General features: G+C 70.7%; 20 protein-coding genes and 1 pseudogene. 13 read left to right on the top strand and 8 right to left on the bottom strand.

The window, feature by feature from the left end:
- The first annotated feature begins 284 nt into the window (after positions 1–284).
- Positions 285–2,363, top strand: coding sequence for a SpoIIE family protein phosphatase (locus ACIBJH_RS27280; protein WP_399119500.1), 2,079 nt, complete (start codon positions 285–287; stop codon positions 2,361–2,363).
- Positions 2,364–2,381: 18 nt separating this feature from the next.
- Here the strand turns inward: ACIBJH_RS27280 and ACIBJH_RS27285 are convergent, their stop codons facing one another.
- The gene (locus ACIBJH_RS27285; protein WP_399119501.1) at positions 2,382–3,347 is read right to left on the bottom strand and encodes a DUF1152 domain-containing protein; all 966 of its coding nucleotides are present in this window, start codon (positions 3,345–3,347) and stop codon (positions 2,382–2,384) included.
- A 29-nt stretch (positions 3,348–3,376) separates the two neighbouring features.
- On the opposite strand from ACIBJH_RS27285, the pseudogene ACIBJH_RS27290 reads away from it, so the two are divergent.
- Positions 3,377–4,306: pseudogene (locus ACIBJH_RS27290) on the top strand (sigma-70 family RNA polymerase sigma factor); the annotation flags it as partial.
- A 75-nt stretch (positions 4,307–4,381) separates the two neighbouring features.
- Positions 4,382–4,939: a dihydrofolate reductase family protein gene (locus tag ACIBJH_RS27295; RefSeq protein ID WP_399119502.1), complete on the top strand. Its 558-nt coding sequence runs from the start codon at positions 4,382–4,384 to the stop codon at positions 4,937–4,939.
- 60 nt (positions 4,940–4,999) lie between these two features.
- Here ACIBJH_RS27295 and ACIBJH_RS27300 read toward each other — a convergent pair whose 3' ends face one another.
- Both ACIBJH_RS27300 and ACIBJH_RS27305 read right to left on the bottom strand, forming a co-directional pair.
- Complete coding sequence (locus ACIBJH_RS27300) at positions 5,000–6,364, bottom strand: FAD-dependent oxidoreductase (protein ID WP_201049849.1); 1,365 nt, start codon at positions 6,362–6,364, stop codon at positions 5,000–5,002.
- 147 nt (positions 6,365–6,511) lie between these two features.
- Positions 6,512–7,270 (bottom strand): SDR family oxidoreductase, encoded by a 759-nt coding sequence (locus tag ACIBJH_RS27305; RefSeq protein ID WP_399119503.1) that lies wholly within the window; start codon positions 7,268–7,270, stop codon positions 6,512–6,514.
- Positions 7,271–7,484: 214 nt separating this feature from the next.
- Between ACIBJH_RS27305 and ACIBJH_RS27310 the strand changes: the two genes are divergently transcribed.
- The 4 genes from ACIBJH_RS27310 to ACIBJH_RS27325 all read left to right on the top strand — a co-directional run bounded on the left by ACIBJH_RS27310 (position 7,485) and on the right by ACIBJH_RS27325 (position 14,057).
- Positions 7,485–8,753, top strand: coding sequence for an MFS transporter (locus tag ACIBJH_RS27310; protein WP_399119504.1), 1,269 nt, complete (start codon positions 7,485–7,487; stop codon positions 8,751–8,753).
- Complete coding sequence (locus ACIBJH_RS27315) at positions 8,737–11,457, top strand: MGH1-like glycoside hydrolase domain-containing protein (RefSeq protein WP_399119505.1); 2,721 nt, start codon at positions 8,737–8,739, stop codon at positions 11,455–11,457. The genes ACIBJH_RS27310 and ACIBJH_RS27315 overlap by 17 nt, the downstream gene beginning before the upstream one ends.
- Positions 11,454–12,938 carry an alpha-amylase gene (locus ACIBJH_RS27320; protein WP_399119506.1) on the top strand — a complete coding sequence of 495 codons (1,485 nt, stop codon included), beginning with the start codon at positions 11,454–11,456 and terminating at the stop codon, positions 12,936–12,938. The genes ACIBJH_RS27315 and ACIBJH_RS27320 overlap by 4 nt, the downstream gene beginning before the upstream one ends.
- 192 nt (positions 12,939–13,130) lie before the next feature.
- The gene (locus tag ACIBJH_RS27325; RefSeq protein ID WP_399119507.1) at positions 13,131–14,057 is read left to right on the top strand and encodes a hypothetical protein; all 927 of its coding nucleotides are present in this window, start codon (positions 13,131–13,133) and stop codon (positions 14,055–14,057) included.
- A 63-nt stretch (positions 14,058–14,120) separates the two neighbouring features.
- Here ACIBJH_RS27325 and ACIBJH_RS27330 read toward each other — a convergent pair whose 3' ends face one another.
- Complete coding sequence (locus ACIBJH_RS27330) at positions 14,121–14,576, bottom strand: MarR family winged helix-turn-helix transcriptional regulator (protein WP_399119508.1); 456 nt, start codon at positions 14,574–14,576, stop codon at positions 14,121–14,123.
- A 177-nt stretch (positions 14,577–14,753) separates the two neighbouring features.
- Here ACIBJH_RS27330 and ACIBJH_RS27335 point away from each other — a divergent pair, with 177 nt between their 5' ends.
- The gene (locus ACIBJH_RS27335) at positions 14,754–16,211 is read left to right on the top strand and encodes an MFS transporter (RefSeq protein WP_399119509.1); all 1,458 of its coding nucleotides are present in this window, start codon (positions 14,754–14,756) and stop codon (positions 16,209–16,211) included.
- Positions 16,212–16,307: 96 nt separating this feature from the next.
- On the opposite strand, the gene ACIBJH_RS27340 is transcribed toward ACIBJH_RS27335, so the two are convergent.
- Entirely contained in the window at positions 16,308–16,973 is a 666-nt protein-coding gene (locus ACIBJH_RS27340; RefSeq protein WP_399119510.1) for a TetR/AcrR family transcriptional regulator, read from the bottom strand.
- A gap of 120 nt (positions 16,974–17,093) precedes the next feature.
- Between ACIBJH_RS27340 and ACIBJH_RS27345 the strand changes: the two genes are divergently transcribed.
- Positions 17,094–17,939 carry a patatin-like phospholipase family protein gene (locus ACIBJH_RS27345; RefSeq protein WP_399119511.1) on the top strand — a complete coding sequence of 282 codons (846 nt, stop codon included), beginning with the start codon at positions 17,094–17,096 and terminating at the stop codon, positions 17,937–17,939.
- A gap of 63 nt (positions 17,940–18,002) precedes the next feature.
- Positions 18,003–19,226, top strand: a complete 1,224-nt coding sequence (locus ACIBJH_RS27350) for a cytochrome P450 (RefSeq protein ID WP_399119512.1) — start codon at positions 18,003–18,005, stop codon at positions 19,224–19,226.
- Here ACIBJH_RS27350 and ACIBJH_RS27355 read toward each other — a convergent pair.
- Positions 19,223–19,882 carry a DUF402 domain-containing protein gene (locus ACIBJH_RS27355; protein ID WP_399119513.1) on the bottom strand — a complete coding sequence of 220 codons (660 nt, stop codon included), beginning with the start codon at positions 19,880–19,882 and terminating at the stop codon, positions 19,223–19,225. The two genes, ACIBJH_RS27350 and ACIBJH_RS27355, sit on opposite strands and share 4 nt — an antisense overlap.
- Positions 19,883–19,885: 3 nt before the next feature.
- Positions 19,886–20,758, bottom strand: a complete 873-nt coding sequence (locus tag ACIBJH_RS27360; RefSeq protein WP_399119514.1) for an AraC family transcriptional regulator — start codon at positions 20,756–20,758, stop codon at positions 19,886–19,888.
- A gap of 88 nt (positions 20,759–20,846) precedes the next feature.
- Here ACIBJH_RS27360 and ACIBJH_RS27365 point away from each other — a divergent pair, with 88 nt between their 5' ends.
- Genes ACIBJH_RS27365 through ACIBJH_RS27375 form a run of 3 tightly spaced genes read left to right on the top strand, consistent with a single transcriptional unit; the run spans position 20,847 to position 23,198 of the window.
- The gene (locus ACIBJH_RS27365) at positions 20,847–21,443 is read left to right on the top strand and encodes a non-oxidative hydroxyarylic acid decarboxylases subunit B (protein WP_399119515.1); all 597 of its coding nucleotides are present in this window, start codon (positions 20,847–20,849) and stop codon (positions 21,441–21,443) included.
- A gap of 28 nt (positions 21,444–21,471) precedes the next feature.
- Complete coding sequence (locus ACIBJH_RS27370) at positions 21,472–22,896, top strand: non-oxidative hydroxyarylic acid decarboxylases subunit C (RefSeq protein WP_399119516.1); 1,425 nt, start codon at positions 21,472–21,474, stop codon at positions 22,894–22,896.
- A 38-nt stretch (positions 22,897–22,934) separates the two neighbouring features.
- Positions 22,935–23,198, top strand: coding sequence for a non-oxidative hydroxyarylic acid decarboxylases subunit D (locus tag ACIBJH_RS27375; protein WP_399119517.1), 264 nt, complete (start codon positions 22,935–22,937; stop codon positions 23,196–23,198).
- Here ACIBJH_RS27375 and ACIBJH_RS27380 read toward each other — a convergent pair.
- On the bottom strand, positions 23,153–23,743 hold the full coding sequence (locus ACIBJH_RS27380) for a TetR/AcrR family transcriptional regulator (protein WP_399119518.1): 591 nt from the start codon (positions 23,741–23,743) through the stop codon (positions 23,153–23,155). The two genes, ACIBJH_RS27375 and ACIBJH_RS27380, sit on opposite strands and share 46 nt — an antisense overlap.
- Positions 23,744–23,751 lie beyond the last annotated feature (8 nt).

The raw sequence follows: 23,751 nt of genomic DNA on the forward strand, positions 1-23,751 counted from the left end.
GGAGCAGCTGACCGAAGCGGTGCGGTCGCGGTGACCTGTGATGCGAATAGTCCAGGTACGCCCGGGTCGACGGGCTGACGGGGCGTCAGGGTACGCGAGAGCCAAGACCACAGTTCCTTTGAGTGGAGGTGTTCACGCGGAAGAGGCGCTGAGTTAAGAACTACCCGTCGTGGGGCACTTCACAGCATTTACGGACCCCAAGTATTCGTTCGATCCCGTCGGGCCCGTTCGCCCCGGTCAGGCGCCCGGTTGTTGGGGTCCGGGTGCGGGAGCACACTGAACCCATGGATCCCGCCCGCGGGGACGACGACGAGCGCGCGCTGATCGAGCGCGCGTTCCGGCAGGCGTCGTTCTCGATGTCGGTGTTCGACGCCGCGCAGCGGTATCTGCGGCTCAACGCCGTGGCCTGCGAGGTGATGGGGCTCGGCGAGGAGGCCCTGCGCGGCCACGCCTTCCCCTACGGCCTGCCTGCGGACGTCGACCAGCTGGGCACCCTCCAGGCGCTGCGGGACGTGGCGGCCACGGGCAAACCCGCGCACTACGAGAGCTACACCCGCGCCCCGTCCGGAATCCGCGAGCACGCCTGGAACCTGGAGCTGTGGCCGGTCCGGGACGACCGGGGCGAGGTCTGCGCCGTGGGCATGGCCGGATTCGACAGCAGCGAGCAGCACTGGGCGCGGCAGCGGCTCGCGGTGCTCGACGAGGCCGCCGTCTCCGTCGGCACGACCCTCGACCTCGACCGCACCGCGCGGGAACTCGCCGAACTGGTCGTCCCGCGGTTCGCCGACTTCGCGAGCGTGGACCTGCTGGAGGCGGTGATGCGCGGCGAGGAGCCCGAGGACGGCGGCCCGGACGCGGACGTCGTGCTCCGCCGGGCCGCGCACCTGTCCACCGAGCCGGGAACCCCCGAGGCCGTGATCGGCCTGGGCGCCAGCGACGCCTACCCGCCCTACGCGCCGCCCGCCCGCGCCCTGCTCACCGGCCGTCCGGTGCTCAGCGGGAGCGGCGACCCGGACTTCGACCGGTGGATCGCGGGTGTCCCGGCGCGGGCCTCGAAGATGCGAGGCTTTGTCGTCACCTCACTGCTGGCGGTGCCACTGATCGCGCGCGGAACCACACTGGGAGTCGCCGTCCTGCTGCGCACTCGGCCCGACGCCTTCACCCAGGACGACTTCGCCCTGGCCCGGGAGATCGCCGGCCGAGCCGCCCTCTGCGTCGACAACGCCCGCCGCTACACCCGGGAGCGCTCCACCGCGCTCACCCTCCAGGAGAATCTGCTGCCGCGCGGCACGTCCCCGCAGTCGGCGGTCGACGTCGCCTGCCGCTATCTGCCCACCGACTCGCGGGCCGGTGTCGGCGGCGACTGGTTCGACATCATCCCGCTCTCCGGCGCGCGGGTGGGCCTGGTGGTCGGTGACGTGGTCGGCCACGGCATCCAGGCCTCCGCGACCATGGGTCGGCTGCGCACCGCGGTCCAGACGCTCGCCGACGTCGACCTGCCGCCCGACGAACTGCTGGCCCACCTCGACGACCTGGTCCTGCGGCTCGGCGGCGACGACGAGAACGGCGGGCGCGCCGGCGTCGGCGGCACCGGGGCGACCTGTCTGTACGCCGTCTACGACCCGGTGTCGCGGATGCTGAGCGCCGCCAGCGCCGGTCACCCCCCGCCCGTCCTCGTCCTGCCGGACGGCACCACGCAGGTGGTCGACATCGGCGTCGGCCCGGTCCTGGGCGTGGGCGGCCTGCCCTTCGAGACCACCGAACTCGAACTGCCCGAAGGCACCCTCGTCGCCCTGTACACGGACGGTCTTGTGGAGTCCGCCGACCGGGACCCGGACCTGGGTATCTCCCGACTGCGTGAGGCTTTGGCCGGATCGCGGTCCACCCTGGAGGACCGCTGCGACCAGGTGCTCTCCGCGCTGCTGCCGAAGCACCCCGGCGACGACGTGGCCCTGGTGCTCGCGCGCACCAAGGCACTTGACGCCGACCACGTCCAAGTCTGGGACCTGGCAGCCGACTTCGAGGGCGTCTCCGAGGCCCGCAGGCTCGCCACCGCCCAACTCGACGCCTGGGGGCTGACGGAGGAGGCCTTCGTCACCGAACTCGTCGTCAGCGAACTCGTCACCAATGCGATCCGCTACGGCGCCGAGCCGATCCAACTCCGCCTGATCCTCGACCGTACGCTCATCTGCGAGGTCTCCGACGGCAACTCCACCTCGCCCCATCTGCGCCGGGCCCGGATCTACGACGAGGGCGGCCGGGGCCTGCTCCTGGTCGCCCAGCTCACCGCGGACTGGGGCACCCGGCACACCGCGACCGGCAAGACCATCTGGGCCGAACAGGCGCTGACACCGGCGAGTTGACCACACCGGGGCCGGCGGTCAGTGGGGATAGGCGCGCGGTGGCCGCTGCCGGGGCAGTTCCTCGCGGAACTCCTCGATGCGGGAACTGACCTGCCGGATCAACGCGGTTCGCCCCAGCCGGTCGAGGTAGAGGTTGCGGCGCGCGAGCCCCGGAGCGTCCACGCAGAAGTACAGCGACATCAGCGGATTGATGAACAGCTCGCTGCCGCGCGTGCGTTCGGTGAAGCGGACGTCGCCGAAATCCCCGCGTATTGCGGCGGCGACGGAACCGTTGACGATGCTCGGGTGGTCCGGCGTGCTCGCCTGGGCGTGGGCCACAGCGTCGAGGTACAGCCGCCCCTCGCGGCTCTCGCGCGGGAGCGAGAACGCGCCGAGGTAGGCACCCTCGCGCTCCAGGGCGGCCAGATTCTCCAGCACCAGCGCGTGGTTGACCCCGTGATAGGCGTCGATGCCGAAGCCCAGACACGCCACCAGCCGCACCGGCACGTCGTCGAGCCCGTCCACCGCGGCGAGGCTGACCATGTCCTCCTCCGGTGTGCCGAGCCCGTGTTCGTCGCCGCGCATCAGGATGTCGGTCCCGCCGTCGACGAGCACGACGGCGTCGACACCGCCCAGGTGGTCGATCAGCGCGCGGTACGCCGCCCGCAGCGGCTGCACGCCGGTCAGGGGGAACGCGTACACCGTGTCAGGCATGTCGTTCAGCCGGAGCCACCGGGCGAGCGAACGCTCGGGGAAGTAGTCCCCCCGGGCCTCCGTGTCGGGGCCCACCGCCGCGACGTCCGGCTCCACCCACACGTCCTGGTCGAGGCCGTAGAGATCGGCGAACGACAGGTTGGCGAGGTGCACCTCCTTGCCCGCCGAGCGCAGCGCGAGCGCGAGGGGCAGCCCCGCGTAGACGTCGAAGCCGCCGCCGGCCCCGGCGACGAGGATCCGGCGCGCGTCGCGCAGCCGGGAGAAGAACGGGGGTTCGAGGAGGGAGAACACCGGAGGACGTTAACAGCCGCGTACGCCATGATGGGCGGGTGGACTTCGAGCCGTACCGGGGCGAGTTGGTGGCGTACTGCTACCGCATGCTGGGCTCGTTCCACGAGGCCGAGGACCTGGTGCAGGAGACGATGCTGCGCGCGTGGAAGGCCCGCGAGCGCTACGACGCGAGCCGTGCGTCCGTCCGCACCTGGCTGTACCGCATCGCCACCAACGTCTGCCTCACCGCCCTCGAAGGCCGCGCCCGCCGCCCCCTCCCGTCCGGCCTCGGCGCGCCGGGCGAGGACCCCATGACACCGCTCACTCCGGCCACCGACATCCCCTGGCTCCAGCCCTTCCCCGACGCGCGCTACGACATGGAGGCGCGGACCGACATGCGGCTCGCCCTGGTCGTGGCCCTGCAACGGCTCCCGGCGCGCCAGCGGGCCGTGCTCGTGCTCCGCGAGGTGCTCCAGTTCAGCGCCGCCGAGGTCGCCGACCAGCTCGACACCACCGTCCCGGCCGTCAACAGCACACTCCAACGGGCCCGCGCCGCCCTCACGGACATCGGCGACGGTCACACGGTCGCCGAACCGGACGACCGGGAGTCGCGCGAGGTGATCGACCGCTACCTGCGGGCCTTCGAGGCGGCCGACGTCCCCGCCCTCGTACGGCTCCTGGCCGACGAGGTCGTCCTGGAGATGCCGCCGGTCCCGCTCTGGTTCCGGGGCACCGGGCACTACGGCGCGTTCATGCGCAGGGTCTTCGAACTCCGGGGTACGGACTGGGCGTTGAGGCCGATCGCGGCCAACTCGCAGCCCGCGCTCGCCGCGTACGCGGCGGACCCCGACGGAGGCCGGTGGCTGCACAGCGTCCAGGTGTTCACGGTCGTCGGCGGCCGTGTCACCAGCAACGTCGTCTTCACCGAGCCGCAGGTGCTGGCGTCCTTCGGCCTGCCCCGGCGGATTTCCTCGGATTGACGGCGCTCGCCGCGATGAGTTCGGCCGTTGCCGCCGGTACGTACCGGTGAGCATCGACCGAAAGGACAATGGATCATGAGCGTCACCGTCATTCAGTTCACCACCCTGGACGGGGTCGTCTCCGACCCCGACGGGTCCGACGGCACCCCGTACGGCGGCTGGCTCTTCCGCTACGGCCGCGAGGAGATCGAGGGCGACAGGTTCCGGCTGGCCGACACCCTGGGCGACGGGGTGCTGCTGCTCGGCCGTGGCACGTGGGAGGCGTTCGCGCGGCTGTGGCCCGGCCGCGACGACCCGTTCGCCGCCCGCATGAACGCCGCGTCGAAACTGGTCGCCTCCCGCACCCTGACCGACGTGTCGGCGTGGGCGAACTCGACGCTCCTCGACGGCGATCTCGGCGATGCCGTGAAACGCGAGGAGCGCGAGGTGATCGTCATGGGCAGCCTGAGCGTCGTCCACACGCTGATGGCGGAGGACCTGGTCGACGAGTACCGGCTCATCACCTTCCCCACGGTCGTCGGCACCGGGGAGCGGCTCTTCGCCGCGGACGGTCCGTCCGCGCAGCTGGAGTGCCTGGAGGTGGAGAAGCCGGGGTACACCGTGTTCGCCCGGTACGGGAGGGCTGTGAGCTGACGTGCGCGAGGGGCCCGGCGGTACGGCCGCCGGGCCCCTCGAACTTCAACTCGTCGAGGCTTACGCGCCGCTCGCCCGGAGCATGTCCTCACGTTCGACGATCTTCACGCGCTCACGGCCCTGCGGCTCGCCCAGCGCCTTCTCGGCCGCGTCCAGCTTGTACCAGCCGTCCCAAGTGGTGAAGCGGACGTTCCGCTCGGCGAGGAACGCCTCCACGGCCTCCGGGTCGGGCGAAACAGGCGTGTGCAGACGGCCGTTGGCGTGGTCGTCGAGCAGGTTCGCGACCGTCTCGTTGGCATCGCCCTTGGTGTGACCGATCAGACCGACCGGACCGCGCCGGATCCAGCCCGTCACATACGTCGACTGAAGGTGCTCGCCGGTCTCCTGGATGACCCGGCCGCCCTCGTCCGGGACCGTGCCCGAGTCGATGTCCCAGGGCAGCTTGGGGAGCTTGTCGGAGAGGTAGCCGACCGCGCGGTAGACCGCGGTGACGTCCCAGTCCTTGAACTCGCCGGTGCCCTTGACGTTGCCGGTGCCGTCGAGGGCGGTGCGCTCGGTGCGCAGGCCGACGACCTTGCCGTCCTCGCCGAGGATCTCCGACGGCGACTCGAAGAAGTGCAGGAACAGCTTGTGCGGGCGGTCGCCGACATCGCGGATCGCCCAGTTCTCCAGGGTCTTGGCGACCATGTCGGCCTGCTTGTTGCCACGACGGGTGGTGATCGAGCCCTCGTCGTAGTCGATGTCCTCGGGGTCGACGATGACCTCGATGTTGGGGGAGTGGTCCAGCTCCCGCAGCTCCATCGGGGAGAACTTCGCCTGCGCCGGGCCGCGGCGGCCGAAGACGTGGACTTCGAGGGCCTTGTTGGCCTTGAGGCCCTCGTGGACGTTCGGCGGGATCTCGGTCGGCAGCAGCTCGTCGCCGGTCTTGGCGAGCACACGGGCCACGTCGAGGGCCACGTTGCCGACACCGAGGACGGCGACCTTCTCGGCCTCCAGCGGCCAGGTGCGCGGGACGTCCGGGTGGCCGTCGTACCAGGAGACGAAGTCGGCGGCGCCGTAGGAGCCGTCCAGTTCGATGCCCGGTATGGACATCTCGCGGTCGGCGGTGGCGCCGGTGGAGAAGACCACAGCGTCGTAGAAGGAGCGCAGGTCGTCGAGGCTGATGTCGGTCGGGTAGTCGACGTTGCCGAAGAGACGGATCTGCGGCTTGTCCAGGACCTGGTGCAGGGCGGTGATGATGCCCTTGATGCGCGGGTGGTCGGGGGCGACGCCGTACCGGATCAGGCCGAAGGGCGCGGGCATCCGCTCGAAGAGGTCGATGGACACACCGGGTTCGGCGGCCACCTCGGACTTGAGCAGGGCGTCGGCGGCGTAGATCCCGGCGGGACCGGCTCCGACGATGGCTACCCGCAGGGGGCGCGGCATGATCAGGTTCCCTTCGAACGATGACAGGCGACTCGACGGGAAGCCTAAGCTAAGGCATGCCTAACCCAGTACGTGGGTCCGGTCTATGACCTCATAAGGCCGACTTATGGGGTGTCCAAGGTTGCCGCATGGTGTGGACCGGGGGCCTCAGCCGGCCGGGCGGATGTGCACCACGTCCTGCACGACCTCGGGCGGAGTGGCGAGCAACTGGACCATCACGCGGGCGACGGTCGCCGAGGGGAGCGGCTTCATGGCGCCCACCCTGGTCAGATAGCCGTCCGCCTCCCATACCGGCGCGGCACGCTGCCGGTCCTCGCCGGGGAAGTTCTCGATGAAGGCGCTGTCCGAGATCGAGCCCAGGATCACCAGCGCGACCCGGATGCCGTCCCCGCGCAGCTCCTTGTGCATCGCGGCGGTGAAGCCGTTCAGGCCGTGTTTGCTCGCCGCGTACATCGCCATCAGCGGCATGTGGTCGAGGGTGATCTCGGAGGAGATGTTGAGGATGTCGCCGCCCCCGGCCGCCCGCAGCAGGGGCACGGCCGAGCGGATCGTGTGGATCGGGCCCAGCAGGTTGGTGCCGACGCAGGCGTGGATGTCCTCGTCGGCGGTCTCCTCGATGGCGCGGATACGGGCGACCCCGGCACTGTTCACCAGGATGTCCACCCGCCCGAACCGCTCCTCGACCTGAGCGAAGGCCGCGCGGACACTGTCGCCGCTGCTGACGTCGGTCGGGATCGTCAGCACCGAGCCGGCCATCTCCCGCGCGGCCGTCTCCAGCCGGTCGGCACGCCGGGCGAGCAGCACCACCTGTGCCCCGTTCTCGGCGAGCTGCGCCCCGACGGCCCTCCCCACGCCGGTCGAACCGCCGCTGATCACCGCGACCTTGCCCTGCATCGTGCCTGCCATGACGGCCTCCCCGGCGAGACGTGACGATCGGATGAGAGGCTACCTCTCGTCATTTGAGAACGCCATATCCACACCCGAGATGCGACGGTCGCGAGCGGCGAAGTCGCTCTGGTGGCAGGGCGGCCGGCTCGCTAGGCTGCGCGGCAGAAGCGGGATCGTCAACGCGTCGGTGGCTGGGTAGCGCGTCCCTCCGACGTGCTCACGGGAGACGCCGATGGCGTACCGACCCCTTCTCCGCGTTCCCGGCGCGGGATTCTTCCCGCTCGGATTCCTCGCCCGCCTTCCCTACGCGACCTCGTCGCTCGCGACGCTCATCCTCGTCCGGGCCGCCTCCGGCAGCTACGCCTTCGCGGGTCTCGCCGCCGCTGCCCAGGGCATCGCCAACGCACTCGGCGCCCCGGTCACCGGAGCGCTGGCCGACCGGCACGGGCACCGTCTCGTCGGGGTGGTGAGCGCGCTCGCCAACGCCGGTGCCCTGACCGGCCTCGTCGTGGCGAGCCACACCGGCCGCCCGGGCATGATCACCGCGGCTGCCCTGGCCGGACTCACCCAGCCGCCGGTCGGCTCCCTGGTCCGCGTCCACTGGTCACGCCTGCTCCACGCGCGCGAGCGGCCCGACCTCGTCCCCACAGCCCTCTCGTACGAGGCGACCGCCGACGAGATCAGCTTCGTCGCGGGCCCGGCGATCGTCGGACTCCTCACCGCCCTCGGCCCGACAGCACCGACCGTGGCGGCCGTCGCCCTGCTCCTCCTGGCCACCCTGCCCTTCACCCTGTCCCTCGCCCCCGGCGGAGCCGCACAGCAAGAGGCACCGGGCAGCCCACGAACTCCCTTGCCCCGTCTGCCACTTGCGGTCATGTTCCTCGCCATGGCCGCGATGGGCACCGTCTTCGGCGCCGTACAGACCGGCGTCACCGCCTACGCCGACGACAGCGGACACCCTGGCAGCGCGGGGCTCCTCTACGCCCTCTTCGGCATCGGCAGCGCTCTGGCCGGTGCCGCCTGCGCCTGGCTCCCCGCCCGCTTCACGCTGCTCCACCGGTACGTGACCTTCGCGGCGACCCTGCTGCTGGGCACGCTCACCCTCGTCGCCGGGTACGGACTGCACGCCGTTCCCGCGGCAATGGCCGTCGCCGGTGTGACCGTGGCGCCCTACATGATCAGCCTCTACGCGCTCACCGAACGCCTCGCGCCCGCCGACCGCGCGACCGCAGCCCTGACGATCCTGTGCGCGGGCGGCCCGCTCGGCACCGCGACCGGACAGGCGCTGGCCGGCTACCTGACCGACGGTCACGGCCCCGCCGGAGCCTTCCTGCTGGCGCCGGCCGCGGCAATGGCGGCTCTGCTGCTCGCCGTTGCGGTGTTTCTGGCGGACACCGACATGCTCCGCCCGGGTGTTCGTGTTGCCGTCGGGTCCGGGACACCCGAGTCTGGGGGAATGGGTCGGGCCAAGGGGAGGACACACGATGGCGACGAGCGCTGACACACCGGATGCCGAACGGCGACGGCTGGCCGAGGCCGACGACTCCGGGGTGCCCTGGCGCCGTTGGGGCCCCTACTTGAGCGAGCGCCAGTGGGGCACCGTACGGGAGGACTACAGCCACAGCGGCGACGCCTGGTCCTACTTCACCCACGACCAGGCCCGCTCCCGCGCCTACCGCTGGGGCGAGGACGGCATCGCGGGCATCAGCGACGACAAACAGCGGCTGTGCTTCGCGCTCGCGCTGTGGAACGGCCGTGACCCGATCCTCAAGGAGCGGATGTTCGGCCTCACCAACTCCGAGGGAAACCACGGCGAGGACGTCAAGGAGTACTACTTCTATCTCGACAGCACGCCCACGCACTCGTACATGAAGTACCTCTACAAATATCCGCAGGCGGAGTACCCCTACGAGGACCTCAAGGCCACCAACTCGGCACGCGGGCGCGGCGACTTCGAGTACGAACTCCTCGACACCGGCATCTTCGACGAGGACCGCTACTTCGACGTGTTCGTCGAGTACGCCAAGGCCGGGCCCGAAGACCTGCTGATCGAGATCACCGCCCACAACCGGGGCCCCGACGAAGCCCCGTTGCACCTGCTCCCGACCCTGTGGTTCCGGCACACCTGGTCCTGGGCGGGAGGCACCGCCGTCCCGTCCATCCGCCAGGAATCCGGCGGCGAACTCCGCGCCGACCACGAGGACTTGGGCCCGCGCCGGTTGTACTGCGACGCGGAGGCGCGGACCCTGTTCACCGAGAACGACACCAACAACGAGAAGATCTTCGGCAGTCCGAACGCCTCCCCGTACGTCAAGGACGGCATCGACCGGTACGTCGTCCAGGGCGAGACCGGAGCGGTCAACCCCGACGGCACCGGCACCAAGGCCGCCGTCCACCACGTGCTCACCATCCCGGCCGGACAGAGCGCGACCGTCCGCCTGCGTCTCACCGCCGCCGAACTCCCCGACTGGACCGCTGACTTCGACACCGTCATGACCCAACGCCGTTCCGAGGCCGACGAGTTCTACGACGCCTGCACCCCCGCCGACGCGGGCGCCGACGAACGGCGGCTGGTACGGCAGGCGTTGGCCGGGATGCTGTGGAGCAAGCAGTACTACTACCTCGACGTCGAACGCTGGCTCACCGAGCACGGCGTCGACCCGCTCGCCTCCGACCCCCGGGTACGGAACAGCAACTGGTACCACATGGTCAACGACGAGATCATGTCGATGCCGGACACCTGGGAGTACCCGTGGTTCGCCGCCTGGGACCTCGCCTTCCACACCGTCGCCCTGTCGATGGTCGATCTCACCTTCGCCAAGGGCCAGTTGGACCTGCTGCTGCGCCGCCTCTACCTCCACCCCAACGGCCAGATCCCGGCCTACGAATGGAACTTCGGGGACGTCAACCCGCCCGTGCACGCCTGGGCCACCCTGTTCCTCTACGAGTTGGAGAAGCACCGCACCGGCAAGGGCGACCGCGCCTTCCTGGAGAACGCCTTCCAGAAGCTGATGAAGAACTTCAGCTGGTGGCTCAACCGCAAGGACACCGACGGCAACAACGTCTTCCAGGGCGGCTTCCTCGGCCTCGACAACATCGGCGTCTTCGACCGCAGCGCCCCGCTTCCCACCGGCGGCCACCTCGACCAGGCGGACGGCACCGCGTGGATGGCGCTGTACTGCCAGAACCTCCTTGAGATCGCCATAGAGCTGGCCGTCGACAACCCCGTCTACGTAGAGCAGGCGCAGTCCCTTTTCGAGCACTTCGCGTGGATCGCCGTCGCCATGAACCGTATCGGCGCCGACAACGCGAGCCTCTGGGACGAGGCGGACGGCTTCTTCTACGACGTGCTGCGGCTGCCCGACGGCACGGCGACCCGGCTCAAGGTGCGCTCGCTCGTCGGCCTGATCCCCCTCGCCGCCACCAGCCTCGTCGGCGGCTGGGCGGACCAGCGCTTCCCCGAACTCGTCGCCGGAGCACTGGAGTTCATCGAACGCCACCCGGCCGTGGAGGCCACCATCTCCTCGCACGAGGCGATGGGCCCGAACGCCGACGGCCGCTACCTCTTCGCCCTGTTCGGCGAGGACCGGCTGCGCCGCGTCCTGTCCCGGATGCTCGACGAGGACGAGTTCCTCGGCCCGCACGGCATCCGCTCCCTCTCCCGCTATCACGCCGAGCACCCGTACACCTTCGACGTGCACGGGGAGACCTACGGCGTCGGCTATCTGCCGGCCGAGTCCGACTCCGGGATGTTCGGCGGCAACTCCAACTGGCGCGGCCCGGTGTGGTTCCCGGTCAACCTGCTATTGATCCGCGCGCTGTTGAACCTGCACGCCTTCCACGGCGCCGACTTCACCGTGGAGTGCCCGACCGGCTCGGGCCGCCACCTCACCCTCTACGAGGTCGCCCGCGAGATCGCCGACCGCCTCACCGCCACCTTCCTCAGCGACGAGGACGGACACCGCCCGGTGCACGGAGCCCAGGCCAAGTTCGCCAAGGACCCGTACTGGAAGGACCTGATCCTCTTCTACGAGTACTTCCACGGCGACAACGGCGCCGGCCTCGGCGCCTCCCACCAGACCGGCTGGACCGGCCTGTCGGCCATCACCGCCACCCTCTTCCACACCCTGGGCGACGGCGAGTGGTCGGCCCGGGGCCGCGAGAGCCTGCGCCCGACCGGCGACCGAGAGGAGCCGCTGTCATGACCGCCTGGCCCGACCACCCGGTGATCTACGAGATCAACACCCTCATCTGGCTGGGGGAGTTGAGCACCCGCTACGGCCGCCCCATCACCCTCGGCGAGGTGCCCGCGCCCGCCTGGGACGAGGTCGCCCTCCCCGGCGTCGACGCCGTCTGGCTGATGGGCGTCTGGGAGCGCAGCCCCGCCGGACTGGAGATCGCCCTGCGCGACGATTCGTTGCAGGCGTCGTTCCGGGCGGCACTGCCCGACCTCCGCCCGGCGGACGTGGCCGGATCGCCGTACTGCGTCCGGAACTACGTCGTGGACGCGTCCCTGGGCGGGCCGGAGGGGCTGGCGGAGGCCCGCGCCCAACTGGCCGCGCGTGGCGTCCGGTTGATCCTCGACTACGTTCCCAATCACGTCGCCCCCGACCACCCCTGGCTGACCGAACGCCCTGGCTGCCTGGTCCAGGGCACTCCGGACGACCTCGCCCGCGACCCCGGCGCCTTCCTGGAGACCGGCGGCAAGGTGTTCGCGCGGGGCCGCGATCCCTACTTCGCGCCCTGGCCCGACGTCGTCCAACTCAACGCCTTCAGCGACGAGTTGCGCGCGGCAGCCGTCGACACCCTGGCCTCGATCGGCGACCAGGCGGACGGCGTGCGCTGCGACATGGCCATGCTGCTGATGACCGACGTGTTCGCGAAGACCTGGGGCGAGCGCGCGGGCACGGCACCGGCCGAGGACTTCTGGCCGTACGTCGTCCCGAAGGTCCGCGAGCGCCACCCCGATCTCCTCTTCGTCGCCGAGGCGTACTGGGACCTCGAACGGGCCCTCCAGCAGCAGGGGTTCGACCACTGCTACGACAAACGGCTCTACGACCGGCTGCTGCACGAGGGCGCGGACTCGGTGCGCGGCCATCTGCGGGCCGACCTCGGCTACCAGCGCGGCCTGGTCCGCTTCCTGGAGAACCACGACGAACCCCGGGCCGCCGCCACCCTGACACCCGAGCGGGAACGGGCGGCGGCGGTCACGATCGCGACGCTGCCCGGCGCGACCCTCTGGCACGAGGGGCAGTTCGAGGGCCGCCGGGTACGCCCGCCGGTCTTCCTCTCCCGTAGGCCGGACGAACCCGTCGACAGGGAACTCCTCGCCTTCTACCACCAGTTGACAGCCGCGCTGGGCGCCTCCGGCATGCGTACGGGAGGGGAGTGGCAGTTGCTCGACTGCACCGGCTGGCCCGACAACCCGTCCCACGAGAACCTGATCGCCTGGTCCTGGACGACCGATTCCAGCCGCCATCTCGTCGTCGTCAACCTGTCCGAGCAGCCGGCCCAGGGCCGGGTCCGCCTCCCGTGGAGCGACCTGCTCGGCGGGCCCCGCCAACTCACCGAACTGCTTTCCGATTCGACCTACGACCGGGACGGCGACGAACTCCTGGACCCCGGCCTTTACGTCGAGTTGGACGGCCTGCGATGGCATCTACTCGCGGTGATTCCCGGATCTTGACCTGTGGCCAACTGGTGAAGGATTGACGGGAGTTGTGAAAGGTGACAAGAATTCAGCTTGCTTCGCTGTGGCTTCGCTGAGCGAAGCATTTGCGGGCGGTCCGGTCGCGCACGCCCTCGAACGTTTCCTTTCGTGCGCCCGCCGCCCGCGCTCTGCCACCTCCCACACCTTTTATCATCGTCGAGGCTCACCTTGTCACGTTCGCACCACCTCCCATCCCTGTCCGCCCTGGCGGCCACCGCGTTCATAGCCGCCGCCGCGCCCGTGCTCGCGGCCGGTACGGCGAGTGCCACCGAGAACGACGCGTGCCAGTCCGCCACCGTGCAGTACCGCATCGTCGGCGCCGACGGAAACGTTGTCGGCGCCGACTGGACCTCGCAGGGCGGCTTCCACCAGTGGGACGCCGTCCCCGGCACCGTCGAGGTCCGGCTCGCCCCCGGCCAGAGCGTCGGCGAAGGCTGCAAGTACCCCGTCTCGCTCGCCGAGTACACCGCCGAAGGATCCACCTGGTACACCTCCGGCCACCAGACCATGGTCGACAAGGCCACGGTCTACCTCACGTCCAAAGACGTCGCCGGCGCGGACGACTCGGGACAGACCTGGCAGAAGCTCAACGTCAAGTCGCCCGACTGCTACGGCCAGATCGACCTCTACGGCGACGACGTCACCTACGACGGCGGTACCGGCGAGGGCCACGGCCCGCTGCCCTACGAGCCCGACAACATCATGACCCCGTACCACCTCATCGCGGCCTGGAACGGCGGCGACAAGGAGTGCACTCCCAGCACGCCCGAGTCGCCCACCCCGACGCCGACCCAGCCGGCCTCGGCCCCGCCCGCGACGCCGTCGACCCCGGCCGGCAGCACGCCTCCCGCCGACGAGACGACCCCGCCGCCCAGCCCCAAGCCCTCGACGACGCCTCCCACCTCGGCGCACGTCCCGCCGCTGAAGTCGACGCCCTCGCCCTCGCCGAAGGCGACGCCCAACGGCGGCAAGCAGCCGCTGGCGGAGACCGGTTCCAACGCGCCGGTCGGCCTCCTCGCGGGTGGCGCGGCCCTCGTGATCGCCCTGGGCGGCGGCGTGGTCTACGCGGCGAGCCGCTCGCGCCGCTCGTCCTGATCCAGCTGCACCAGGTGTGAACCGACCGCCCCGCCCCGTGAGTTGCCACGGGGCGGGGCTCACTCATGGCCGCGGCCAGGGGCGCCCGCCGAGCCGCTCGATGTCGGTGTTGAAGCGTCGCAGAAAGGCCGCGAAGGCGGCGATGTCCGCCTCCGACCAGTCGTCCATGATCTGGTCCAGGGACTGGACGAGACCCTCGCGTTCCTCGTCGAGCATCTGCGCGCCCAGGTCCGTGATGCGGAACTTGCGGGCCATGCCGCCCTGCGGATCGGGGATCCGCTCCACCAGGCCGGAGCGCATGGCCGCCGCCGTCTGCCGGTTGAGGGTGGACGTGTCGAGGCCGAAGGCGTCGCTCAACTCGCCGATGGACATGGGCCCTTGGATGCGGATCCGGCTCAACAGGATGTAGGCGCTGCGGTCCAGCACACCGTCCTTGCGACGCCCGCCCTTGTGCGAGAGCAGTCCGTGCCGGCTGAGGAGCATCTGCTCGTACTCGATCTCGCGCGTACGCCTGTCCATCGGTCCGCTGCCTCCTGCTTCCTGCCGATGCCGCCGCCGTTTCCTGCGGTTCGGGGCGGCCGGACCCATCCTCGCACGACGGTATGCATCATCCCCATCACATGGTTGATACATACGATGTGTACGATGCACATTCCGTCACGTCCCGACCGAACAGATATGCCGAGGAGTCCCGTCATGGACGCCCCCCAGCCCACAGCCCGCGCAGGCGGCGTGGTCGCCACGCTGGCCTTCGCCGGCACCACGGCCGCGATCATGCAGACGCTGGTCACCCCGCTCATCGCCGACCTCCCGGAGATGCTGCACACCTCGTCCTCGAACGCCGCGTGGGTGATCACCGCCACCCTGCTGGTGGCCGCGGTCTGTGTGCCGGTCGTCGGCCGCCTCGGCGACCTGCTGGGCAAGCGCCGCATGCTGCTCGCCTGCTCCGTCCCGCTGATCGTGGGCTCGGTGGTGTGCGCGCTCTCCTCCTCCGTCGTCCCGATGATCGTCGGACGCGGGCTGCAAGGCATGGGAATGGGCATGGTCCCGCTGGGCATCGCCCTGCTGCGGGACGTCGTACCGCAGGAGCGGCTCAGCCCCTCCATCGCGCTCGTCAGCGCCTCCATGGGCATCGGCGGCGGCCTCGGCCTGCCGATCGCCGCGGCCATCGCCCAGTACGCCAACTGGCGTGCCCTGTTCTGGGGTTCGGCCGCCCTCGCCGCGGTCGTCGCCGCACTGATCTGGTTCCTGATCCCGGACGTACCGGCCGCCGCCAAGGGGCAGCGCTTCGACGCCCCCGGCGCGCTCGGCCTGGCCGTCGGCCTGGTCTGCCTCCTCCTCGGCATCTCCAAGGGCGCCGACTGGGGCTGGGGTTCGGCCACCGTCCTGGGCCTGTTCACCGTCGCGATCGTGGCTTTCCTGGCCTGGGGTGTCTGGGAACTGCGCACCGGTGACCCGCTGATCGACCTGCGCACCACGGCCCGCCCCCGGGTCCTGATCACCAACATCGCCTCGATCTTCGTCGGCGTCGGCATGTACTCCAGCATGCTGGTCGTGCCGCAGCTGCTGCAGTTCCCCGAGGCCACCGGCTACGGCCTGGGTCAGTCGATGCTCGCCTCCGGCCTCTGGATGGCACCCGGCGGCATCATGATGATGATCGTCTCCCCGCTCGGCGGAAAGCTCACCAACGCCCGCGGTCCCAAGTTCACGCTCATCAGCGGCGTCCTCGTCATCACCGCCGGCTACGCCCTGTCGATGGGCCTGATGAGTTCCGCCTGGGGCCTGATGGTCGTCTGCATCGTCATCAACAGCGGCGTCGGCCTCGCCTACGGCGCGATGCCCGCGCTCATCATGAGCTCGGTCCCGCTCTCCGAGACCGCCGCCGCCAACGGCTTCAACACCCTCATGCGCTCGCTCGGCACCTCGATCGGCGCCGCGGTGATCGGCGTCGTCCTCGCCCAGATGACCAACACGGCGGGCGGCTACACCTTCACCTCCGAGAGCGGCTTCCGCACCGGCCTGCTCATCGGCGGCGGCGTCGCCCTCCTCGCGGCCCTGGTCGCGGCGGCGATCCCGGCGGTACGCCAGGCGGCACCGAGCGAGGAACAGCCCGAGCGCACCGGCAAGTTGGAGGAGGCCGGGGTCGAGTCCTGACCTGGGCGAGCTGAACGTACGGGGATGCACTGCCCGGCGTCGAAGGAGCGGACGATTGCTCTTCGGCGTCGGGCAGTGCGCTGTCTGCCCACCAACTCAGTTCTGCGGCCCGAGGCCCTGCAACGCGTCGTTGAGCTGTGTCGCCGTGAGGGCGGGGGAGGGAAGCGCGTCGGTGGCGGGTGTGGCGCGCAGGCCGTCGAGGAGGAGGGCCAGGGGGCGGCGCCAGGCGTCGGGCCCGGCGGCCGAGGCGAGGGCCGGAACGGTACGGCCCAGCGCGGCGAGGGCGAACAGGACGTCCTCCGGGGCGACATCCGCACGGACCGTGCCCTGGTCGCGGCCCCGGTCCAACAGCAGTTCCACGGTGCGGCGGTTGTGGGCGTGCACGGCCTGGAGTGATGCGACGCCGTCGAGGTGGGTGGTCATGAGGTCGTTCGTGCCGCGGTCGGCGGCCAGCCCGGCGAAGACGGTCTCCAGATAACCGGTCAGCCCCGCCCAGGCGTCGTCGACGGCACGTGCCTGCTCGCCCGCCGTCATCGTGCCGGTGAGCAGGTCGCGGAAGACCGAGTCCACCAGTGCGGCGCGGGTGGGGAAGTGCCGGTACAGGGTCGCGTTGCCGATGCCGGCGCGGCGGGCGATCACATCGATCGGCGCGTGCAGGCCCTGTTCGGTGAAGACGGCGTGGGCTGCCTCGACGAGCAACTCCCGGTTGCGCCGCGCATCGCGGCGACGAGCAGGCTCCTGCGCGTCGTTCGGGCCCGTCATCTGCGTCCTCTTCATCTTCTTCGTCTTCCGAGCTGGTGGGGAGTGCTCCCCGGTACTGATGCTATCGTCGATCCATCAAGTGGGGAGTAGTCCCCATTTTGTTGCGAGCGGGGGTGCGTCTTGCGTGGCACAGCACTGGTCCTGGGCGGCGGTGGGCCCGTCGGCGGGGCGTGGATGACGGGGGTGCTCGCCGGGCTCTCGGAGGCCGGCGTCGACCTCGACCGGGCCGACGTGATCATCGGCACCTCCGCGGGCGCGATCTTCGGCGCCCGGCTCGCGGCGGGCGAGACGCCAGGGGAGATGTACGAACGTCAACTCACCCGCGCCGACAAGGTGGAGCTGCGGGTCACCGCGGCCCAGACGGTCCGTTTCCTGTGGGCGGCGCTGGGATCCCGCGATCCGCAGCGCTCCGTACGACGGCTCGGCCGGGCCGCGCTCCGCGCACCTACCGGACCCGAGTCCGAACTCCTCGACGCGGTAGGGGTGTTGCTGCGCGACGCACACGACTGGCCGGACCGAGCCCTGCGGATCGCGGCCGTGGACGCCACGACGGGGAACCTGGAGACCTTCGACGCCGACTCGAAAGTCCCCCTCCTCGAAGCGGTCGCCGCGAGCTGCGCGGTCCCGCTCGTCTCGCCGCCCGTCACGGCCGCGGGCCGGCGCTGGATCGACGGCGGCAGCCGCACGACCGCCAATCTCCACCTGGCCGCCGACCACCGCCACGTCCTGGCCGTCGTACCGATACCGACCGCGGTCGGCCCACACCCCGGCGCTGCGCAACAGGCGGCCCAACTCGCCGCCCAGGGAGCCGAGATCACCCTCCTGACCCCCGATCGCACGGCCCGAAGAGCGATGGGCCGCGACCTGACCGCCGACCCCCGCCGCCCGGCGGCCGCCCGAGCCGGCCACGCCCAGGGGACGGCGCTCGCGCACAAGGTGCACGCCGTGTGGCGCGGCGGCGGGTGACCGCCCGGACCCGTCCGCCCTGCCCGAGTACCCGGTGACCATGTGACCATCGAAAGGAGTGCCGTGCCGGCACCCACCCTGCAAGACCTCGCCCTCGACGGCCATGACCTGGCCACCGATCCCCACCTCGTCTACGCGGCTCTGCGCGAGCGCGGCCCCGTGCACCGCGTCCTGGTCCCGGGCAGTGGCGAGAGCTGGCTGGTCGTCACCCGGGACGCGGCCCGTGCCGCGCTGACCGACCCGCGACTGCGCAACGACATCCGCCACTCCTCCACCTGGCAGGACGACGGCGGTCACGCCCTCGGCCGCAACATGGTGCAGACCGACCCGCCGGACCACACGCGACTACGGCGGCTGGTCGCGGGTCACTTCACGCCCGCCCGGATCGCGGCCCTCCGCCCGCGCATCGTGGAGATCGCCGGCGATCTGCTCGCCGAGCTGCCCGCGTGCGGGACGGTGGATCTGGTGAGCCGGTATGCCCTGCCGCTGCCCGTCACGGTGATCTGCGACCTGTTCGGGGTACCCACCGTCGACCGTACGGTGTTCCACGCCTGGTCGAACGAACTCGTCATGCCTGCCTCTCCCGAAACGGGCGCCTCGGCGGCCACCGCGCTGGGCGGCTACCTGGCCGAGTTGATCCACCGCAAGCGCGGCACCCGCGAGGCCGACCTGCTCGGCGACCTGGTCGCCGCGGCCCGTGAACCCGCCGCCGAGTCGCCCCTCACCTCCGAGGAACTCCTCGGAATGGCCTTCCTCCTTCTCGTCGCCGGTCATGAGACGACCGTCAACCTGATCTCCGCGACCGTCCATGCCCTGCTCACCCACCCCGACCAGCTCGAACTGCTGCGCTCCGAACCGGACTTGGCCGGTGCCGCCGTCGAGGAGTCGCTGCGCTACCACTCGCCCGTCCACGCCACCGCGTTCCGCTTCGCGGCCGAGTCCCTGGACCTCGCCGGTACCCGCATACCGGCCGGCGACGCCGTGCAGATCTCCCTGGCCGCGGCCTCCCGCGATCCCCTGCACTTCCCCGAACCCCACCGCTTTTACCTGCGACGCCAGGGTCCCGGACACCTCGCCTTCGGCCACGGCCTCCACCACTGCCTGGGTGCGCCCCTGGCCCGCGCCGAGGCCGCCATCGCCGTACGCCTTCTCCTGCACCACTGCCCCGACCTCACACTCGCCACCGACCCCGCGACACTGACGTGGCGAACGAGCACGTTGTTGAGGGGGTTGAGCGAACTGCCGGTGCGCCTCGGGCCGTTGGGAGACGCAGGCGGCGCCGCCTAGTCCAAGGTCAGCACGTCGGCGGGTAGTTGGGGGTCCGGCCAGCGAGGTTCGGGGCGCCAGTTCCTCAACCCCCGGTCGACGGCGAACGGTCCGACGGCCTCCCCGATCATCGCGACCGCCTCCTCGCGAGCCGCACCCACCGCCCGGTGCTCGACCTCGCTCACCACCCCCAACCGCCGGCCGTGGGCGTACTCGTCCTCGTCCTTCCACTCCCACCGGGACAGATCGGGCGCGACCACCAGGTCCAGCAAGAGGTCGAAGGTGTCGAAGCCGATGGGCGTGCGGCTCAGCGGGCGCTGGAAGTTGACGTACCAGTGCGTGAGGCGATGGTCGCCCGTGACGTCGTAGAAGGCGTTGACGCTGAACCAGGTGTCGGGCGGTACCCATTGGAGATGGGCCGTGTCGCGCCAAGTCCACCGGCCGAGCTGCCAGTTGCCGTCGGCCAGGTTCGGCAGGGCGCGTTGGCGGGCGGACGCGTCGCCCGTGCGCAGCCACTCGATCCAGGTCGTCGGGACCGCCAGCTCCGCGCCCGGCCGGCAGCCGAGGACAAGTGCTTCCGGTGTGTCCTCGACGACCCGGAACGCATGAGCACTCCACACCTTCCGACGGAACACATCACGTCGTACGACCGTCTCGTCCGGCTGGAATTCCTGCACGGCTCATGTCTGCCCACGTGCCACCGCACGGAACTCCAATGGCGTGCGGCCGTCTCGCTTGCGGAAGAACTTGGCGAAGTCGGTCGGTTCGGCGAAGCCGAGGGCGCGGGAGATGTCCGCGGCCGTCGCGTCGGTGTGGACGAGGAGGCGTTTGGCCTCCAGGAGGACCCGCGCGTCGAGGTACTGCTTGGCGGTCGTGCCGGTGGCCGCGAGGGTCGCGCGGGTGAGGGTGCGCGGACTGTAGCCGAGGGCGGCGGCGTAGTCGGAGACATGGTGGCTGGTGCGGAAGTCGCGTTCCATCGCGGCGGTGTAGCGGCGGAACGTGTCGTCGGCCGGGGCGGACGACACCGGGTCGGGGCGGACGTGCGAGAGGCGGAGCAGCAGGACGGAGAGGAGCATGCGGAGGGTCTGGAGATGCGCGTCGAGGGGGAGTGACGTCAAGTCGGCGTACTCGTGCGCGAGATGACGCAGCGTCAGGCGGGCCGCGCCCGCGTGGGGTTCGGGCGGGAGCAGTGGTGACTGGTCGAAGGGCGGATCGGCCGGCACGAAGCCCGGCTGCCAGATGACGATCGTGCCCCGGGCCGTCGTCAGGTCGGTGGGGACGTACTGGTGCACCTGCCCGGGCCGCACCCACAGCCAGCCGCCCGCCTCCACCGCGCAGTCCGCGAAGTCCACCCGGTGGCGCAGCGTACCGGCGGTGACATGGATCAGATGGTGGAAGTCCGGCCGCTGCGGGGCCGACAGGTCGATGCCCCGGCGCTCACCGCGGACCAGCAGCTCGGCGAAGTCCAGGACGTCCATGCCGATGGGAGCGCCCAGCGACGGGCGGTACGACACGTCGGTGATCTCAAGCCGATGCTGACCGTTTTTTCCCATGATGAGTCCCGAGCCTACCCTTGTCGGGCCCGGAACCGCTCCTACGGTCGAAAGCACAGAGACCGGACTGGGCAAGGAGCTGGACGACGTGCGACTGATCGTGGCGATGACCGGGGCGACCGGAGCCGTCCTCGGGGTCCGGCTGCTGGAGCAGCTGGCCGAGCTGCCCGAGGTGGAGACCCATCTCGTCCTCAGCCGCTGGGCCAGGACCACTCTTGAACTGGAGACGGGCCGCACCGCCCGCGAGGTCGCCGAGTTGGCCGACGTGGTCCACGGCCCGGAGGACCAAGGTGCCACCATCGCCTCCGGGTCGTTCCGCACCGACGGCATGGTGATCGTGCCCTGCTCCATGAAGACCCTGGCCGGCATCCGCACCGGCTACGCCGACGGGCTGATCGGACGGGCCGCCGACGTCGTCCTCAAGGAACGCCGCCCGCTGGTCCTCGTACCGCGCGAGACCCCGCTGAGCGAGATCCACCTGGAGAACATGCTCGCCCTCGCGCGCAAGGGCGTACGGATCGTGCCGCCGATGCCCGCCTTCTACAACCACCCCGCCACGGTCGACGACATCGTCACCCACATCACCTCCCGCGTCCTCGACCAGCTCGACCTGCCCGCCCCCGCCGCCGAGCGCTGGGCGGGCATGCGGACCGCCCGCGACGCACGCATCCACCCCGCCGCCTGAGCCCCCCCCAGCGACCCACGGAGTCCCCATGCCCTACGACGACCTGCGCAGTTTCCTGGACACCCTGGACAAAGAGGGCCAGCTGCTGCGGATCACCGAACAGGTCCTCCCCGAACCGGACTTGGCCGCCGCCGCCAACGCGGCCGGCCGTATCGGCGAAGGCGCGCCCGCCCTCTACTTCGACGACGTCAAGGGCTTCACCGACGCCCGTATCGCGATGAACGTCCACGGCTCCTGGCGCAATCACGCCCTCGCCCTCGGTCTGCCCGGGGACACCTCCGTGCGCGAACAGGTCGAGGAGTTCGCCCGCCGCTGGGACGCCTTCCCGGTCGCACCCGAGCGCCGCGAGGACGCGCCCTGGCGGGAGAACACCCAATTCGCCCCGGACATCGACCTGTTCAAGGTCCTCCCGCTGTTCCGGCTCAACGACGGCGACGGCGGCTTCTACCTCGACAAGGCCGCCGTGGTCTCCCGCGACCCGCGCGACCCGGACCACTTCGGCAAGCAGAACGTCGGCACGTACCGCATCGAGGTCATCGGCCGCGACCGCCTCGCCTTCCAGCCCGTGCCCATGCACGACGTGGCCCAACACTTGCGTGCCGCCGAGGAGTTGGGCGAGGACCTGCCCATCGCGATCACCCTGGGCAACGACCCGGTGATCACGATCGTCGCCGGCATGCCCATGGGCTACGACCAGTCCGAGTACGAGATGGCCGGCGCCCTGCGCGGCGCCCCCGCCCCCCTCGCCACCGCACCGCTCACCGGCTTCGACGTCCCCTGGGGCTCCGAGGTCGTCGTCGAGGGTGTCGTCGAGAGCCGCAAGCGTCAAATAGAGGGCCCCTTCGGCGAGTTCACCGGCCACTACTCCGGCGGGCGACGGATGCCGACGATCCGCGTCGACCGCATCTCGTACCGCACGAGCCCGGTCTTCGAGTCCCTCTACCTCGGCATGCCGTGGACCGAGGTCGACCACCTCGTCGGCCCCAACACCTGCGTCCCCCTCCTCAAGCAACTGCGCGCCGAGTTCCCCGAGGTCCAGGCCGTCAACGCCATGTACACCCACGGCCTCGCGGTCATCATCTCGACCAAGAAGCGCTACGGCGGCTTCGCCAAGGCGGTCGGCATGCGCGCCATGACCACACCGCACGGCCTCGGCTACGTCACCCAGGTGATCGTCGTGGACGAGGACGTCGACCCCTTCGACCTGCCCCAGGTGATGTGGGCGATGTCCGCCAAGGTCAACCCCCAGGACGACGTGGTCATCGTGCCCAACCTGTCGGTCATGGCACTGGCACCCGCCGCGAACACACCCGGCATCACCAGCAAGATGATCATCGACGCCACGACCCCGGTCGCCCCGGACAACCGGGGCCACTTCGACACCCCGGTACGGGACCTCCCCGAGACCCCCGAGTGGGCCGACCGCCTGCGTGCCCTGATCGCCGCCCGCTGACCCGACCCACGAACCCCCGTCCGTCAGGAGCCACCGCCATGATCTGCCCCCGCTGCGCCCACGACACGGTCGACACAGTGACCACCTCGCCGGTCCCCGGCGTGTGGGACGTACTCCAGTGCGTCCGCTGCCTCTACATGTGGCGCACCATCGAACCCGACCGCCGCACCCGCCGCGAGGCGTACCCCGACGAGTTCCGCATGACACCGGCCGACATCGAGGCCGCCCCGGAGGTGCCCGTCGTCCCACCGCTGCTCTACGGCCGCAACGAGCCCAACAGGCCGTCGAGAACCGCCTCTTGACGCCGGGGCGTGGTGGCGTGGGGCAGCAGGACCGCGTTGATCTGGAAGCCCATGAGGGCCGCGAGGAGAGTGTCGACGACCTCGTCGTCGGGTGACCCCGTGTCGATGTCGCCCTGCCGGCGGGCCTGTTGCAGATAGCCGCACATCTGCTCGCGCCAGGCAGCCATGGCGCTCTCGTGGACCCCGGCCATGCGGTCGTCGTGGACGGCACGGTCCCAGAAGGCGATGACAACCCGGGCCTCCATGAGGCGCACGTCGTCGAGCGGCATGATCTCCAGGCAGAGCAGGCGCAGCGCCGGCAGGCCGGTCGCATCGGCGATGGATTCGCGGGCGCGGACGTTGGTGCTCTCGAAGGCGTGCTGGAACGCGGCGAGCAGGATCTCGTCCTTGTTGCGGAAGTAGCCGGTCAGCGCCCCGTTGGCGTAGCCGGCCTCGGCGGCGAGGTCCCGCATGGTGACGGCGTCGAGCCCGCGTCTTGCGATCAGGGCCCATACGGCTTCGATGATCTCGCGGCGCCGCGCGTCATGATCGACGATTTTGGGCATGCCCCGAC

The organism is Streptomyces sp. NPDC050548, assembly GCF_044457385.1.
In the GTDB taxonomy this organism is placed as follows: domain Bacteria; phylum Actinomycetota; class Actinomycetes; order Streptomycetales; family Streptomycetaceae; genus Streptomyces.